The sequence below is a fragment of the Flavobacterium channae genome (genome assembly GCF_021172165.1).
Taxonomy (GTDB): Bacteria; Bacteroidota; Bacteroidia; order Flavobacteriales; family Flavobacteriaceae; genus Flavobacterium; species Flavobacterium channae.
Window position 1 is genome coordinate 2,669,784 of sequence record NZ_CP089096.1, and the last position, 14,250, is coordinate 2,684,033.

At 31.0% G+C, this 14,250-nt stretch carries 16 protein-coding genes; 7 read left to right on the plus strand and 9 right to left on the minus strand.

Translation table 11 applies throughout. The features are described 5' to 3' along the window. Window positions 1-83 precede the first annotated feature (83 nt). From LOS89_RS12415 to LOS89_RS12445, 7 genes are all read right to left on the minus strand, one after another. Window positions 84-488, minus strand: coding sequence for a DUF6168 family protein (locus LOS89_RS12415; RefSeq protein ID WP_231835557.1), 405 nt, complete (start codon window positions 486-488; stop codon window positions 84-86). Further along, window positions 485-712 carry an AtpZ/AtpI family protein gene (locus LOS89_RS12420; protein ID WP_231835558.1) on the minus strand — a complete coding sequence of 76 codons (228 nt, stop codon included), beginning with the start codon at window positions 710-712 and terminating at the stop codon, window positions 485-487. The genes LOS89_RS12415 and LOS89_RS12420 overlap by 4 nt, the downstream gene beginning before the upstream one ends. Continuing rightward, entirely contained in the window at window positions 712-1,071 is a 360-nt protein-coding gene (locus tag LOS89_RS12425) for a bactofilin family protein (protein WP_231835559.1), read from the minus strand. Before LOS89_RS12425 ends, LOS89_RS12420 begins: the two co-directional genes overlap by 1 nt. A gap of 21 nt (window positions 1,072-1,092) precedes the next feature. After that, complete coding sequence (porW, locus tag LOS89_RS12430) at window positions 1,093-3,732, minus strand: type IX secretion system periplasmic lipoprotein PorW/SprE (RefSeq protein WP_231835560.1); 2,640 nt, start codon at window positions 3,730-3,732, stop codon at window positions 1,093-1,095. A 107-nt stretch (window positions 3,733-3,839) separates the two neighbouring features. Beyond that, window positions 3,840-4,505 (minus strand): aspartate kinase, encoded by a 666-nt coding sequence (locus LOS89_RS12435; RefSeq protein ID WP_231835561.1) that lies wholly within the window; start codon window positions 4,503-4,505, stop codon window positions 3,840-3,842. A 65-nt stretch (window positions 4,506-4,570) separates the two neighbouring features. Continuing rightward, complete coding sequence (locus tag LOS89_RS12440; RefSeq protein ID WP_231835562.1) at window positions 4,571-4,930, minus strand: YraN family protein; 360 nt, start codon at window positions 4,928-4,930, stop codon at window positions 4,571-4,573. 27 nt (window positions 4,931-4,957) lie between these two features. After that, entirely contained in the window at window positions 4,958-5,854 is an 897-nt protein-coding gene (locus LOS89_RS12445; RefSeq protein ID WP_231835563.1) for a S66 peptidase family protein, read from the minus strand. A gap of 170 nt (window positions 5,855-6,024) precedes the next feature. Here LOS89_RS12445 and LOS89_RS12450 point away from each other — a divergent pair, with 170 nt between their 5' ends. The 4 genes from LOS89_RS12450 to LOS89_RS12465 are packed head-to-tail and all read left to right on the plus strand — an operon-like array spanning window position 6,025 to window position 10,704. Next, window positions 6,025-7,287 (plus strand): hypothetical protein, encoded by a 1,263-nt coding sequence (locus LOS89_RS12450; protein ID WP_231835564.1) that lies wholly within the window; start codon window positions 6,025-6,027, stop codon window positions 7,285-7,287. A 49-nt stretch (window positions 7,288-7,336) separates the two neighbouring features. Further along, window positions 7,337-9,394, plus strand: a complete 2,058-nt coding sequence (gene metG / locus LOS89_RS12455; protein WP_231835565.1) for a methionine--tRNA ligase — start codon at window positions 7,337-7,339, stop codon at window positions 9,392-9,394. Next, on the plus strand, window positions 9,395-10,084 hold the full coding sequence (locus LOS89_RS12460) for an HAD family hydrolase (protein WP_231835566.1): 690 nt from the start codon (window positions 9,395-9,397) through the stop codon (window positions 10,082-10,084). It abuts the gene before it with no gap. Next, the gene (locus tag LOS89_RS12465; RefSeq protein WP_231835567.1) at window positions 10,081-10,704 is read left to right on the plus strand and encodes a chloramphenicol acetyltransferase; all 624 of its coding nucleotides are present in this window, start codon (window positions 10,081-10,083) and stop codon (window positions 10,702-10,704) included. The genes LOS89_RS12460 and LOS89_RS12465 overlap by 4 nt, the downstream gene beginning before the upstream one ends. Here LOS89_RS12465 and LOS89_RS12470 read toward each other — a convergent pair. Both LOS89_RS12470 and LOS89_RS12475 read right to left on the minus strand, forming a co-directional pair. Then, on the minus strand, window positions 10,701-11,147 hold the full coding sequence (locus tag LOS89_RS12470; RefSeq protein ID WP_231835568.1) for a hypothetical protein: 447 nt from the start codon (window positions 11,145-11,147) through the stop codon (window positions 10,701-10,703). The two genes, LOS89_RS12465 and LOS89_RS12470, sit on opposite strands and share 4 nt — an antisense overlap. Window positions 11,148-11,303: 156 nt before the next feature. Next, entirely contained in the window at window positions 11,304-11,627 is a 324-nt protein-coding gene (locus tag LOS89_RS12475) for a single-stranded DNA-binding protein (protein ID WP_231835569.1), read from the minus strand. A gap of 204 nt (window positions 11,628-11,831) precedes the next feature. Here LOS89_RS12475 and LOS89_RS12480 point away from each other — a divergent pair, with 204 nt between their 5' ends. Genes LOS89_RS12480 through LOS89_RS12490 form a run of 3 tightly spaced genes read left to right on the plus strand, consistent with a single transcriptional unit; the run spans window position 11,832 to window position 14,244 of the window. Beyond that, window positions 11,832-13,358 carry a carbon-nitrogen hydrolase family protein gene (locus LOS89_RS12480; RefSeq protein WP_231835570.1) on the plus strand — a complete coding sequence of 509 codons (1,527 nt, stop codon included), beginning with the start codon at window positions 11,832-11,834 and terminating at the stop codon, window positions 13,356-13,358. 55 nt (window positions 13,359-13,413) lie between these two features. Continuing rightward, entirely contained in the window at window positions 13,414-13,890 is a 477-nt protein-coding gene (locus LOS89_RS12485; RefSeq protein WP_231835571.1) for a DUF6265 family protein, read from the plus strand. A gap of 3 nt (window positions 13,891-13,893) precedes the next feature. Then, window positions 13,894-14,244 (plus strand): hypothetical protein, encoded by a 351-nt coding sequence (locus LOS89_RS12490; protein WP_231835572.1) that lies wholly within the window; start codon window positions 13,894-13,896, stop codon window positions 14,242-14,244. Window positions 14,245-14,250: the final 6 nt, after the last annotated feature.

Here is a 14,250-nt window from a genome sequence, read left to right on the forward strand (position 1 = left end):
AATTTTGTGCAAAGGTACATTATTAATTAAAAAATGAAAACATATTATAATAATTTTTAAAAAAAGTATGGTAAAAAACCTTTTTAATTGTTTTCTTTCAAATCAGAACTATTTAGTAAATTAACCGAAAAGATAGTTTCCATCAATAAAAACAAGAAAAAGGGTATAAAAAAAGACAATACATCTGGAATTTTATTAGTAATATCAGAATCAATAACTGGCATTAAAAAGAATACCGAAAGCCCCATTTTGACAATTCCAAACGCTAAAAAAGCATACCCTGTTTGCTGAAAAAAATACTTATTAACCAACACTAATAAAGTATACGAAACAGCAACCGTTAAAAAATGAAACAAATAAATTGAAAGGGTTGCTATTTTAAAATCTATTTGATTAAAAAAAGTAGTTAAAATAAATTCCTGAATGAAGTAAAACAAAACCGACACTGGAACTAAATAAACAAACAAACGTGTAATTTTCTTTATCATTCTCTTTTATCATTACTCATTTTATTAACCTGTCGAATTACATTGTAAAGCGCTGTGAAAACGGCTAATAATGAAAAAATTATTGTTAATATTGAACCTTCTAATTTAAATTTTTCATCTAACCATTGTCCTAACATAACTCCTAAAAAAATAATCAATCCCATTTGAAATGGGATATTGATAAAAACCAACCATTTATTGGCTTGTTTCTTATTGGAGTCCATTATTTGGTTTGAGTTCTCATTTCACAACTTGCTTCAAACCTAGCACCTGGTTCAACAGCTAATTTACCAACAATTACCTCTCCTGTAATATGTGCTTTTGATTTTACATTTAGCATTCCTTCGGCTTGTAACTTTCCTGAAAATATACCTTCGATGTCGATACTTTTACAAACGATATCACCTATAACTTCACCAGTTGGACCAATTACAATTTTTCCTTCAGAAGTGAAATTTCCTTTTAGCTTACCGTCTAAACGAAAATCGGCGAAAGTGGTAATATCTCCTGTAATAGTAGTTCCGTCTACTATTCTATTAGTTTTTCCTAATAAATGATCTTGATTTTTCTCTTTTTCAAACATATTAATAGGGATTTGAGGTTCTTATTTGTTTAACAAAATCCATTCTTCCAACTTCTTTTTCATTTGTACAATCTTATAATCTTCCGTGGAAATAATGTAAACTTTGTCGGTTAATTTATAATTTTTATGTAGCTGCAGTACCGACAATACCGATATTGCTGCATCTTTGTTATCAAAACCATGAATTACAATAAAGTTGTCTGTTAACGTATAAATATCTTCGGATGTTTTTAGAGCAACTGCATTGGTATCTTTGATATACTTAGCTATTTTTTCGGTTAGATTTTTTACATCTTTATCGTAAGGATACTTCTTAGGAAAAATAATTTTGTAACCTGTTGGTTGAGCTAAACCAAAATCAAGCGCTTCAATTAACGGCACTTCCATTTGAACCATTTTTTCAGCTTCTTTTCCTTCAAGTGCATTTGGATAGGTTAAAGCTACAAAATTTAAGGCTTTTTTATATTCTTCAACACCTTGCAATCTTGCAATTGTTTTGGCTTTTAGCATCTCAAATTTTGGCAATGATTCTTCTCCAGCGAATTTAAAAATAGCCTCATCCAACTCCGTTGACACTTCTCTTATTTGATTGTTGTTATATTTCTTGAACAATGCATTAAAAACCAATTCTGGATTATCGTTATCCATTATTTCTACTTCGGGGTTATTCAAAATTTGGGCATAACGACTATCAGGATATTGAGACAAAATTTGTTGCTTCATTTCTGCGGCTTTTGAAGGCGAAATTTGCTGATAAATTTTATACAAATTGTACATTGCTGGAAGCACCAAACGTTCTTCAGGCTTGTTTTTTAATAACTGCTCCAAACGAGAAGCGGCCAATTCATATTCTTTAAATTTTTCTTTGTATATTAATCCTAATTGGTAATAAGCAAAATCACGATCTTTAGTTAAACTATCTAACAGTTTTTTATCTGTTGGGATTTGCTTCAAATAAAAACCTGTATCGTATTTAGGATTTTCAACTACAACAGTTGAATCTTTAAGAGCATCTGTATCTTTTTGATTATCATCTTTGAAGTCGTTTATATTTCCTTTATCGGAAGACCATCTCCAATTGTCTTTCAACGATCTTTTTCCCCAATTGTTTTGAAAATCTTTTTTTCCAAAATCAACAGCTACTGGATTATAAAAATAAAAATTAGAATTATCAGTACCCACACCCATTCCTGGTGGCAACATTGAAGCATTTTTTATGTTGTTATCTGTTGCATCAATTTTTCCAAGAGTTTTTCCACCTTTTGGAGAAATATCACTATTGTTATTATTATTTAAACTTGCTTGAATATTTGCTTCTTTCTCTGCTTTTTCGGCAGCAATTTTAGCTTTCTTCTCGTCTTCAATCTTTAAATTAGTAATATAATTTTCATAATACGATTTTCTATCCAAATCGCTCATGGCAACAACTTTCAAAATACTATCGTTTTGTTGTGCAATAGTTTCATATTTGATTACGTCGTCTAAATTGTCTCTTTTTTTCTTAATCTTACGATATTCTCGAGTTCTATCATCTAAACGTAATAAAGTACTATCATAATACTTACCAGCAGTTTTATAATTTGCTTCTCTAAAGAAAATTTCACCAAGATTTCTATAATTTGAGGAAACTAGATATTTATCTTGAGAAAGTAATTTTATTGATTTATTATAATATTTTTTGGCTTTTTCGTTTAAACCAAGTTTATCATAAAAAATTCCCATTTGATGATTAAGAACATCTAAATAAGGTCGGTTTTCTCTATCTTCTAAAAGTTTGTTGAACTTCTCAGTGAAAACTAAAGTATCTCCTTTTGCATAATCAAACTGACTCGCTTGTTTTGCATGTGCCTGAATAACATATCTTCTTGGAGATTTTCTATTCATATCAATTACTTCCTGAAATGCAGCATAAGCACTGTCATTATATTCAAGACTTTCATATAACTGACCTAAAATAAAAGTATATCGCGCTTTTTCTTCGTTACTTTTAGTTTCTTCTTTTGCTACTTTTAAAGCGGCAATTGCAGTATCTTTAACCTGAACATTCATGTAAGCTTGAGCTAACATGGCATTAGCATCTGCTAAATCCTGACCTTCAATTTTTTTATCCTTTAAAAGTCTTTTAAGGTTTTTAATAGCAATATCATCATTATCTAATCGAATATTTACTTTTTCGCGCCAAACTTTAGCATGATAAATACGATCGCTTAAAGGATATTTGTATAAAATGTAATTTAAAGCTTCTAGTGATGGAATAAAACGATTGTCGTAGTAACGTGCTTTTGCCAAAAGCAAATAAGCTTCGTCCATTTGAGGATTTTTTTCGGTACCAGCAATATTCATAGAATGTTTTTGAATAGCTTTTACCGCTTTTTCTTCAGCCCGTTCAAAATTTTGATTTTTGGTTTGCCCTGGCAACATTGCCTCTTCATTTTCAGGCATTCTTTCAATAGGCAATATTTCCCAAAAATTATCTTGGTAAGTAGTCTTTAAATCTTCTAACCCTTTATCTAATGCTAAATAACCATTGTATAAAACATTATATTTTGTGTTAACAGCATGAAAATTACGGTTAATAAATTTATCTTTTCTAACAGAACACGCTATTAAAATAAAGATAAAACCAACTGTAAAAGAGTATTTTAATATAGATCTTTTCAAAGTAAAAAACGTTTTTGTCTTTAACTACTAAAATTGCTTTTTAGTATGTATAGAATGGTAAAAATACGTTTCTTTTTTTGATGTGAAAAAAAATAGTAGACTTTTTGTTAGTCAAACACATTTTTAAGGTCTTTTATAACTTTGAAAGCAACATCAATTTGGTCATCACTTACAATAATCGTAAACTCATTTGTAGTTGAAATTACTTCGTGAATAATTATTCCTTCCCACGCTAATCTTTGAAAAATATAATAATAAACCCCAGGCGTTGAAATGTTTTCTTGAGGCAGCTTAACTGTTATAGAAGAAAGATTCTCTATTTTATGAGTAAGTTTTTCATTTTTGAAAATTGCTTCAACAATATGGTCAACAGAAGTACTTGTTACAATATTTGTTTCATTTACCCCACGAGATGAAGTATAGAAAATATCCTGTTGTTTGTTAATTTCAGAAATCAGTTTTGCTTGATTATCTAAAAGTGTATCTGATATTGTATAGGTAAAATCGGTTAATGAAGAACGAACTGTAATTTCACCAATGTTTTTTAATACTTTAGAAATCTTGTAGTTGATTTTAAAATCAAGCTCTTCTGAAAGTCTTTTTAAAGACATTACTACAGCTCCTTGTTTAACATCTTTACCTAAATGTGCTTCTAATTCTGGCATCATAATACGAGCCAAAGAAGTTAAATTTATAATACCTTGTGAAAGCGAACTTAATAAAAAAGGTTTCGATTTTATATATTGTTCTACTACTGATGAAATCGTTTTCATGTTTAATTTTGTTGTTTGTATGGGGTAAATATACAAATAAAAAACAATTTGTTATAAATTTAACATTAAAAATAATAAAAGGCTTCCTCTATATGCTCTATTTGGAAGGTTCCATTTTCTTTATAAATGGAAATAATATCAAACCGCACCTCAACTTCCAAGTCATTTTGCGTAATATATTCATTTACAGCTTTAACCAACAATTGTATCTTCTTAGGTTTAACGAATTCTTGAGGCGAACCGAACTCCAAACTTGAACGAGTTTTAACTTCAACAACTGCTAAAACGGCATCTTTTTGAGCAATTATGTCGATTTCTGCTTTGTCGAAAATCCAATTGGTTTCTAAAATGTCATAACCGTTTTTTTCAAGATAGTCGGCCGCTAATTCTTCTCCAAGTTTTCCTAAATCGTTATGTTCAGCCATGTCATTGCGAGTTTACGAAGCAATCTTTTATTTGAATAACAAAATTACTTCTTTTTCGTTTACTTCAAATTCCACTTGGCTTCCTAAAACTAATGTTCGGTTATCTCTTTGATGTCCTGCAGGAAACTCAAAAGCAATTGGAATGTTATATTCTTTTGCAATAGCTGTAATAATTTGCACTTCATTTTGCCCAAATGGTATTTCATTATCGTGCATATCGGCCATGCTTCCCACAATAATTCCATTTACATTTTTGAAATAAGCATTGCGTTTTAAATTGTACATCATTCTATCAATATGATACAAATACTCGTCTAAATCTTCAATAAATAGAATTTTACCATTAGTATCTATCGATGATTTGGAACCTAATAAACTATATAAAATTGAAATATTTCCACCAACCAATTCTCCAGAAGCTTTTCCTTTAATATCGTATGACTTTGATGGAACCAAATACGAAATTGTTTCACCAAAAATCGCTTTACGTAAAGTTTCTTTAACTTCTTCTGGTGCCTTTGGAACTGTAAATGGCATAATGGAATGTAAAGTAGCCACTCGTTCTACATTTAATTGACTATGTAAAACTGTAACATCTGAAAAACCCATTATCCATTTTGGATGCTTTTTAAATTTGGTAAAATCTAAAGAATCTATAATTCGCACCGTTCCATAACCGCCACGAGCACACCAAATTGCTTTAATATTATCGTTGTCCATCATTTCCTGAAAATCGGCTGTTCGTTCAGCATCTGTTCCGCCAAGTTGACAACTATCTAAACCAATAGTTCTTCCTAATTTGGCTTTTAAACCCCAAGATTCTAATAATTCTATTGCAGGTTTTGCTTCTTCAGGAAAAAATTTACGTGCTGTACACACAATAGCAACCGTGTCGCCTTTTTTTAAATAAGGTGGAATTTTCATTTTCTTTTGGGAATGAGAAAAGTTTGTTATTAAAATTAATACAAGTATAAATCTATACATAGTAAGATTTTATTAACTCAAAAGTAAACAAAATCGAATTAAAATTCGAAATTTCGTCACTAAACGATTATTTTTGATGAATTTTCATAACAAATACTCCTCAACAATAAATGAATTTCTTAAAAAAATATTGGTTGTATTTCTTTTCGACTATAACTCTATTTTGCTTTTTTAAATACAATACTGAAGATGGAATTCCATACGATTATGTGTCGGAATCACTTATAACTGGTAGATTAATAGAAAGTGAAAGATCGGGAATTTTATCGTATTCGGGTTTACCAGGAATGCTAAAAACAGATTTGGAAGACGAAGAATTCAAACAAAACTCTATCAACCAATTTAAGTTATTGAAGAACAAAACCGAAAGAGAAAACTACAAAGCGTTTTATACCTACAATTCGCAAACTGGCGGACAAGGAATAGCATATGCAACTTTCAATAAAATTTCTCCTTTTGATTTAGTTACCAATTTTGAAATTCTTAAAAACTTTACTTTACTGCTAAATGCTTTTATTTTTAGCATTTTTATAGGTTGGTGCAAGAGAAATTTCGGAGTAATTCCTAGTTTGGTTATGTTGTTTTTTGTTGCAATTTCTAGTTGGATTTGGCTTTTTACTTCAAGTTTGTGGTGGTGTCTTTGGGCTTTTTACATTCCATTTTTAACCATGTTGTTAGCGCTGGAATTTTTCAAATCAAATCCTAGAAAAATATTTCTTTTAACCTTTATTAGCATCTTTTTAAAATGTTTTTTTAATGGATTTGAATACATTACCACAACCTTAATTGCGGTTTACGCACCAATTGTTTTCAACTACATAAAAAACCATAAAAAAATAAACGATTTTCTTCTTTTTGGTTTTAAAACAGGAATTGTTCTTATCACCGGAATACTAGTTGAAATGTTTGTTTTATTACTACAACTAAAATATTTAAAAGGGAGTTTTTCCGAAGGAATCAATCATATTTTGTATTCTTATAACACCAGAACTGCTAGCGTTGTAATCGAAGGCAAAACTGCCGAAATTTCAAACAATATGTATGTCCAAATTTTGATTAAATACCTTTCTGGCGATGCATTTTCTTGGATAAAACCAAGTGTACCTTTTGTACTTCTTTTAATTTTAATTTTTATCACAAGTCTTTTTCTTTTAAAAATTGATTTTAAAAAACACAAAGCCATTGTTTTTACAACTTGGTTTTCAATAATTGCACCATTGTCTTGGTTTTTCTTATTTATCCAACATTCTAACGTTCATTACCATCTCAATTTTATCGTTTGGTATATTCCATTCTTACCGCTTTGTTTTTTATGTTTTGGTATTTTAATCAATATTTTTATCGAAAGATTCACTAAAAGTATTTCTAGATAAGAATTAAGATAAAATTGTTCACTATTTTTGCATCAAATTTTAAGATGATATGTTAGAAAATCCAAAAAGATATACAATTACTGCTGCTTTACCTTATACAAACGGACCAATTCACATTGGCCATTTAGCAGGTGTTTATGTTCCATCCGATATTTATGCACGTTATTTACGTTTACAAGGTAAAGATGTAGCTTTTATGTGCGGAAGCGACGAACATGGAGTTGCTATTTCAATGAAAGCAAAAAAAGAAGGTATTACGCCTCAACAAGTAATTGATAAATACGATGGAATTATCCGTCAATCATTTAAAGATTTCGACATTTCTTTTGATAATTATTCAAGAACATCATCAGAAATTCATCATAAAACTGCTGCTGATTTCTTCAGAAAACTGTACGATAAAGGCGATTTTATTGAAGAAACAACGGAACAATTATACGATGCAAAAGCAAACCAATTTTTAGCAGACCGTTTTGTTACTGGAACTTGTCCAAAGTGCGATAATCCTGAAGCTTATGGTGACCAATGTGAAAAATGTGGTTCTACTTTAAACGCAACTGATTTAATTAATCCTAAATCAACTATAACAGGTGAAACACCTATTTTAAGAGAAACAAAACACTGGTTTTTACCTTTAGACAGATACGAATCTTTCTTAAGAGAATGGGTTTTAGAAGGTCATAAAAACGACTGGAAACCAAATGTTTACGGACAAGTAAAATCTTGGGTTGATGGTGGTTTAGAACCAAGAGCAGTAACACGTGATTTGGATTGGGGAATTGACGTTCCTGTTGAAGGTGCTGAAGGAAAAAAATTATACGTTTGGTTTGATGCGCCTATCGGATATATTTCGGCTACAAAAGAATGGGCTGCTCGCGAAGGGAAAGATTGGGAGCCATATTGGAAAGATCAAGATACTAAATTGGTTCACTTCATCGGAAAAGATAATATTGTATTCCATTGTATTATTTTCCCAGCGATGTTAAAAGCTGAAGGAAGTTATATTTTACCAGATAATGTTCCAGCTAACGAGTTTTTAAATTTAGAAGGAAACAAATTGTCAACTTCAAAAAACTGGGCAGTTTGGTTACACGAATATTTAATCGATTTCCCAGAAAAACAAGATTCACTTCGTTATGCATTAACAGCAAATGCACCTGAAACAAAAGACAACGATTTTACCTGGAAAGATTTTCAAGCGAGAAACAATAACGAATTGGCCTCTATTTATGGAAACTTTATTAATAGAGTTGTTGTATTAACAAACAAATACTACGACGGAATTGTACCAACTCCAAACGAGTTTTCTGAAGTAGATTTGAATGTTTTAAATGAATTAAAATTATATCCAAGTGTTATTTCTTCTTCAATAGAACGCTACCGTTTTAGAGAAGCATTAGGAGAAATGATGAATGTGGCTCGTTTAGGAAATAAATATTTAGCCGACGAAGAGCCTTGGAAAATGATAAAAGAAAATCCAGAACGTGTTAAAACACAAATGTATGTAGCATTGCAAATTGCTTCTGTTTTAGCCATACTTTCTGAGCCTTTTTTACCTTTTACATCTAAAAAATTACTTCGAATTTTAAACATCAATTTAAATAACTGGAATTTAGATTTTAATGATTGGAATCTAACTAAAGCTGGTCATAAAATAAATGAAGCTGAAATTTTGTTTGAAAAAATCGAAGACGAAACAATTCAAAAACAATTAGACAAATTGGAGGCAACTAAAAATGCCAATAAAGCGGAAAACGCAAAAGCGGAACCTCAAAAAGAAGTAGCTACTTTTGATGATTTTACAAAACTAGATTTACGTGTTGGAACTATTTTAGAAGCAGAAAAAATGCCAAAAGCAAATAAATTGTTGGTTTTAAAAGTAGATACAGGAATCGATGTTAGAACCATTGTTTCTGGAATTGCAGAGCATTTTTCACCAGAAGAAGTTATTGGAAAACGCGTTACTGTTTTAGCCAACCTTGCACCAAGAGCGTTACGTGGTGTAGAAAGTGCTGGTATGATTTTAATGACAAATAATGCAGAAGGAAAATTAGTTTTTGTAAACCCAGATGCTGAAGGTGTAATTAATGGTGCAACTATAAACTAAATGAAAAATATTAAAACAATCGCATTTGACGCAGATGACACTTTGTGGCACAATGAACCTTATTTTGATGAGGCTCAAGAGCGCTTTTGCGTATTGTTTCAAGATTATGCTTCAAGCCAAGAAATTTTAGGTTTAATATTAAATCATCAGGTAAAAAACTTGCCTTTGTATGGTTTCGGAATAAAAGCGTTTACATTATCCATGATTGAAACCGCTTTACAGCTGACTAATCATCAAATCTCTGGTAAAGGAATCGAACAAATTTTAACCATTGGTAAAGATTTACTTCAAAAGCCAGTTGAATTATTGCCAAATGTAACCGAAGTTCTAGATGAGCTAAAAGGAAATTATAAATTGGTAGTTGCTACTAAAGGCGATTTAAAAGACCAACATCGTAAATTACACGATTCGGGAATTGGACATTATTTTCATCATATTGAAGTATTAAGCGACAAAACCGAATTGGATTACACAAAAATGTTGGGCCGTTTGGAATGTAAACCTGAAGATTTTTTAATGATTGGAAATTCGTTAAAATCGGATGTTTTACCTGTTTTAAATATTGGTGGATTTGGTATTCACATTCCTTATCATACAACTTGGGAATATGAGAAAATTGATTTTGAAATTCAACATGAAAACTTCAAATCGTTTACCAATATTACCGAAATTTTACCTCTGCTAAAATGAAAAGAGAACTAGATATTGCCAACTGGAATAGAAAAGAACATTTTCATTTTTTTTCTGCTTTTGATGAGCCTTTCTTTGGTACAACAAGCAATATAGATTGTACAATTGCTTATCAAAAAGCTAAAGAGATGCAGATTTCTTTCTTTGTGTATTACCTTCATAAAACGTTAGCAGCAGTAAATAAAATTGAAAATTTTAGATATCGAATTGAAGGTGAAAAAGTGTTTGTGTATGACCAAATTGATGTTTCAGCTACGATTATGAGAGACGATAAAACATTTGGTTTTTCATATATCGAGTTTCATGAAGATATAAATGAATTCAACAAAAGAGTTCAAAAAGAAGTGGAGAGAATTCAAAACACTACTGGAATTTTAACTCGAGAATATCCTGAAAATATTATTCATTTTTCTGCCGTTCCATGGATTAATTTCACTGGACTAACACATTCTAGAAATCTAAAAGTTGAAGACAGTTGCCCAAAAGTTTCTTTTGGAAAATTAATATCTGAAAACGGGAAGAAAACAATGGCGCTGGGGGTATTTGCGCACCATGGTTTAATTGATGGTTACCACATGGGATTGTTTGTAGAAGAATTACAAAATGCAATGAATTCCTAATTTATGTAAGTCCAATTTACTCCGTCACTTATTACGATAACCGTTCTTAGATTACCTTCGTACATATATAAATTTGAACTCCCAGTTGTTGAGTTTTTAGGAAAAAACATTCCAGAGGTTGTTGTTAACTGAGCTGTTACAGTATTTTGAATATTTCTAATAATGTAAACCCGTCCAGGCACTAATGTTGGGTTTGGTAACTGAAATTTGTCATCTGTCGCTAAAGGTCTTACCGAAATATAAACTCCATCATCTAAAAGTGCGGCTGTTCCTCCTCCACCTGTATTTGTCCCATTTACTGTTATAGTTTTAACAGATAAATTTCCGTTGATATCTAACGTACTTAATGGCGAAGAAGTGTTTATTCCAACTTGCGAATAACTCCGAACCGAAAAGAACAAAAGAAACAAAAGAATGCATAAATTGTAAATTTTTGTTTTCATAATTACGATTTTAGTAAAATAAAGTTAAATTTTTAATTATAATTAAAAAATCCCATTGATTACGAAAACGTTTTAGTGTTGATAAATAATTGAAATTTCAATCAAAATAAAAAAGCCCTAGAATTTCTAGAGCTCTTTTAAGAGAAATACAATGCATTATTTACCCAACAACAAAACTTCATTTGCTACAATTTCAGTTACATAACGTTTGTTTCCGTCTTTGTCATCGTAACTTCTTGTTGTAAGTTTTCCGTCGATAGCAATTTCTTTTCCTTTTACTACATATTTTTCAATTATTTCAGCTGTTTTTCCCCAAGCAGTAACTCGGTGCCATTCTGTTTTTTCAACTTTATCTCCATTGTCTTTGTAATATACATCATTAGTTGCAATAGAAATGTTAGCTAATTTTTTTCCTCCTTCTAAGTTTTTAACTTCAGGTTCTTGTCCTACGTGTCCGATTAATTGTACTCTGTTTTTCATGGCGTGTAAAATTTAAATTATTAATAAAATTGATTTTTGAAATTGAACTTGTTTTTTGAATTGTTTCGTTCATTTCGACAGTGCAAAGATGGGGCAACAAAAAAACGTTATTCGGTATTTAGTCACTTAATTTCGGTTGTAAATATTTGTAAGCGTTTGTAAACGGAATTTATTTTTACTATATTTGTTGAAAATCAATTATATATGCCAACAAATATTAAGTCTATCGAATTACGTAATCTTAAAATAGAAGATTACAAAGAATTAAAAAAATCCATGATTGAATCGTATCCTGATATGATGGATTCATTTTGGAAAGAAGATCAAATTGAACTTTTACTAGAAAAATTTCCAGAAGGACAACTAGTTATTGTTGTTGACGGAGTTGTAGTAGGCTCCGCCTTATCGCTTTTAGTAACTGAAGATTTTGCTTTTAAAACAAGAACCTACAAAGCGATTACTGCAAATTATTCTTTCAAATCACATAACCCAGACGGAGAAGTTTTATACGGAATAGATGTTTTTATAAATCCGCAATATCGTGGATTACGATTGGGAAGACGATTATATGATGTAAGAAAAGAATTGTGTGAGCAATTGAATTTAAAATCCATCATTTTTGCTGGTAGAATTCCGAACTACGGGAAATATAAAGACGAAATAACACCAAAAATTTATATTGAAAAAGTAAAAAAGAAAGAGATTTACGATCCTGTTTTGTCCTTCCAATTGAGTAATGATTTCCACGAAGTTCGAGTGCTTAAAAATTATTTAGAAGGCGATGTAGAATCGCAAGAATATGCTGTTTTATTAGAATGGAATAATATTTATTATGATGATAGTCCAAAATTGATAAATACAGAAAAAAGTATTGTTCGTTTGGGTCTAATTCAATGGCAAATGCGTTCGCTAGGAAATTTAGATGCGTTGTTTGAGCAAGCCGAATTTTTTATAGACGCCGTTTCGGGTTATGGTAGTGATTTTGCTCTTTTCCCTGAGTTTTTTACCGCACCTTTAATGGCCGATTACAATCATTTGTCAGAAGCAGAAGCAATTCGAGAATTGGCCCGCCATACTGAAGCTGTTCGTTCAAAATTTCAAGAATTTGCTATTTCATATAACATCAACATCATTACCGGAAGTATGCCTTTTATCGAAAACGGACATGTATATAACGTAGGTTTTTTATGTAAACGAGATGGAACAAATGAAATGTATCGCAAAATCCACATTACACCAAACGAAGTGTTTCATTGGGGAATTACAGGTGGCGATACCATTCAAACTTTTGATACCGATTGTGGTAAAATTGGAATCATGATTTGTTATGATGTAGAATTTCCAGAATTATCAAGATTAATGGCTGATGAAGGAATGAATATTTTGTTTGTGCCTTTTTTAACCGATACACAAAACGGTTATACACGAGTAAAACATTGTGCTCAAGCGCGTGCTATTGAAAACGAATGCTATGTTGCTATTGCTGGTTGTGTTGGAAACTTACCAAAGGTAAACAACATGGATATTCAGTATGCACAAGCAGCGGTATTTACACCTTCCGATTTTGCATTCCCAAGTAACGGAATAAAAGCAGAAGCTACGCCAAATACAGAAATGACATTAATTGTTGATGTTGACATCGATTTATTAAAAGAATTACACGAACACGGAAGTGTTCGAACAATGAAAGATCGTCGAGATGACTTGTACCAACTTAAAAAAAATAAATAATTCAATTTTGTCATTCTGAACTCGGTTCAGAATCTCATTTATCCAGAAAATAATTATGAAAAAGTTAGTTGTATTTTTATTATTCACAACTTTGGGTTTTGCCCAAAACACTTTAAATTATAACGATGAAAAAGGTTCGCCAAAAGCCACTTTGCAAGATGTAAAATGGATTGTTGGAAATTGGACAGGCGAAGCTTTAGGTGGCATTTGTCAAGAAACTTGGAGCGAACCTATTGGTAATACTATGATGTTTAATTTTAAACTAGTAGTGGACGAAAAAGTTGTTTTTTATGAATTAGGACATATTATTGAAAAAGACAAAACCCTTTTATTACAACTCAAACATTTTGATGTGGATTTAAAAGGTTGGGAAAAAGCGGAAGTAAGTGAAAATTTCGAATTGGTAAAAGTCACCCCAACGCATGCTTATTTTGACAAATTTACTTTTGAGAAAATTTCGGATAACGAAATTAATCTTTACGTGGTTTTTGAAGAAAGCGGCAAGGAAATGAAATTTAATTTTAAGAAGTAAGTCATGAGTAAAACCTGTTTAGAATGTGGCGATAAAATCATTGGTCGCGAAGACAAAAAGTTTTGTTCGGATGGCTGCCGCAATGCGTACAACAACAAAATGAACAAAGACCAGAACAATTTAATGCGCAACATTAACAACAAATTGCGTAAAAATTACCGTATACTTTGTGAGCTAAACCCGGAAGAAAAATCAAAAACTACCAAAACTAAATTGCTAAGCAAAGGTTTCGATTTTGAGTTTTTCACAAGCATATTACAAACCAAAACTGGCAACACGTATTTCTTTTTGTACGATCAAGGGTATCGTGCTTTGGAAGACGATTTTTATATGTTGGTGAAGAAAGATAGTTAAGAAAAT

Excerpts from the sequence above, each read along its gene's own strand:
- LOS89_RS12415 (WP_231835557.1), bottom strand. The coding sequence starts at position 488 with ATGATAAAGAAAATTACACGTTTGTTTGTTTATTTAGTTCCAGTGTCG.
- LOS89_RS12420 (WP_231835558.1), bottom strand. The coding sequence starts at position 712 with ATGGACTCCAATAAGAAACAAGCCAATAAATGGTTGGTTTTTATCAAT.
- LOS89_RS12425 (WP_231835559.1), bottom strand. The coding sequence starts at position 1,071 with ATGTTTGAAAAAGAGAAAAATCAAGATCATTTATTAGGAAAAACTAAT.
- LOS89_RS12435 (WP_231835561.1), bottom strand. The coding sequence starts at position 4,505 with ATGAAAACGATTTCATCAGTAGTAGAACAATATATAAAATCGAAACCT.
- LOS89_RS12440 (WP_231835562.1), bottom strand. The coding sequence starts at position 4,930 with ATGGCTGAACATAACGATTTAGGAAAACTTGGAGAAGAATTAGCGGCC.
- LOS89_RS12445 (WP_231835563.1), bottom strand. The coding sequence starts at position 5,854 with ATGAAAATTCCACCTTATTTAAAAAAAGGCGACACGGTTGCTATTGTG.
- LOS89_RS12450 (WP_231835564.1), top strand. The coding sequence starts at position 6,025 with ATGAATTTCTTAAAAAAATATTGGTTGTATTTCTTTTCGACTATAACT.
- metG (WP_231835565.1), top strand. The coding sequence starts at position 7,337 with ATGTTAGAAAATCCAAAAAGATATACAATTACTGCTGCTTTACCTTAT.
- LOS89_RS12460 (WP_231835566.1), top strand. The coding sequence starts at position 9,395 with ATGAAAAATATTAAAACAATCGCATTTGACGCAGATGACACTTTGTGG.
- LOS89_RS12465 (WP_231835567.1), top strand. The coding sequence starts at position 10,081 with ATGAAAAGAGAACTAGATATTGCCAACTGGAATAGAAAAGAACATTTT.
- LOS89_RS12470 (WP_231835568.1), bottom strand. The coding sequence starts at position 11,147 with ATGAAAACAAAAATTTACAATTTATGCATTCTTTTGTTTCTTTTGTTC.
- LOS89_RS12475 (WP_231835569.1), bottom strand. The coding sequence starts at position 11,627 with ATGAAAAACAGAGTACAATTAATCGGACACGTAGGACAAGAACCTGAA.
- LOS89_RS12480 (WP_231835570.1), top strand. The coding sequence starts at position 11,832 with ATGCCAACAAATATTAAGTCTATCGAATTACGTAATCTTAAAATAGAA.
- LOS89_RS12485 (WP_231835571.1), top strand. The coding sequence starts at position 13,414 with ATGAAAAAGTTAGTTGTATTTTTATTATTCACAACTTTGGGTTTTGCC.
- LOS89_RS12490 (WP_231835572.1), top strand. The coding sequence starts at position 13,894 with ATGAGTAAAACCTGTTTAGAATGTGGCGATAAAATCATTGGTCGCGAA.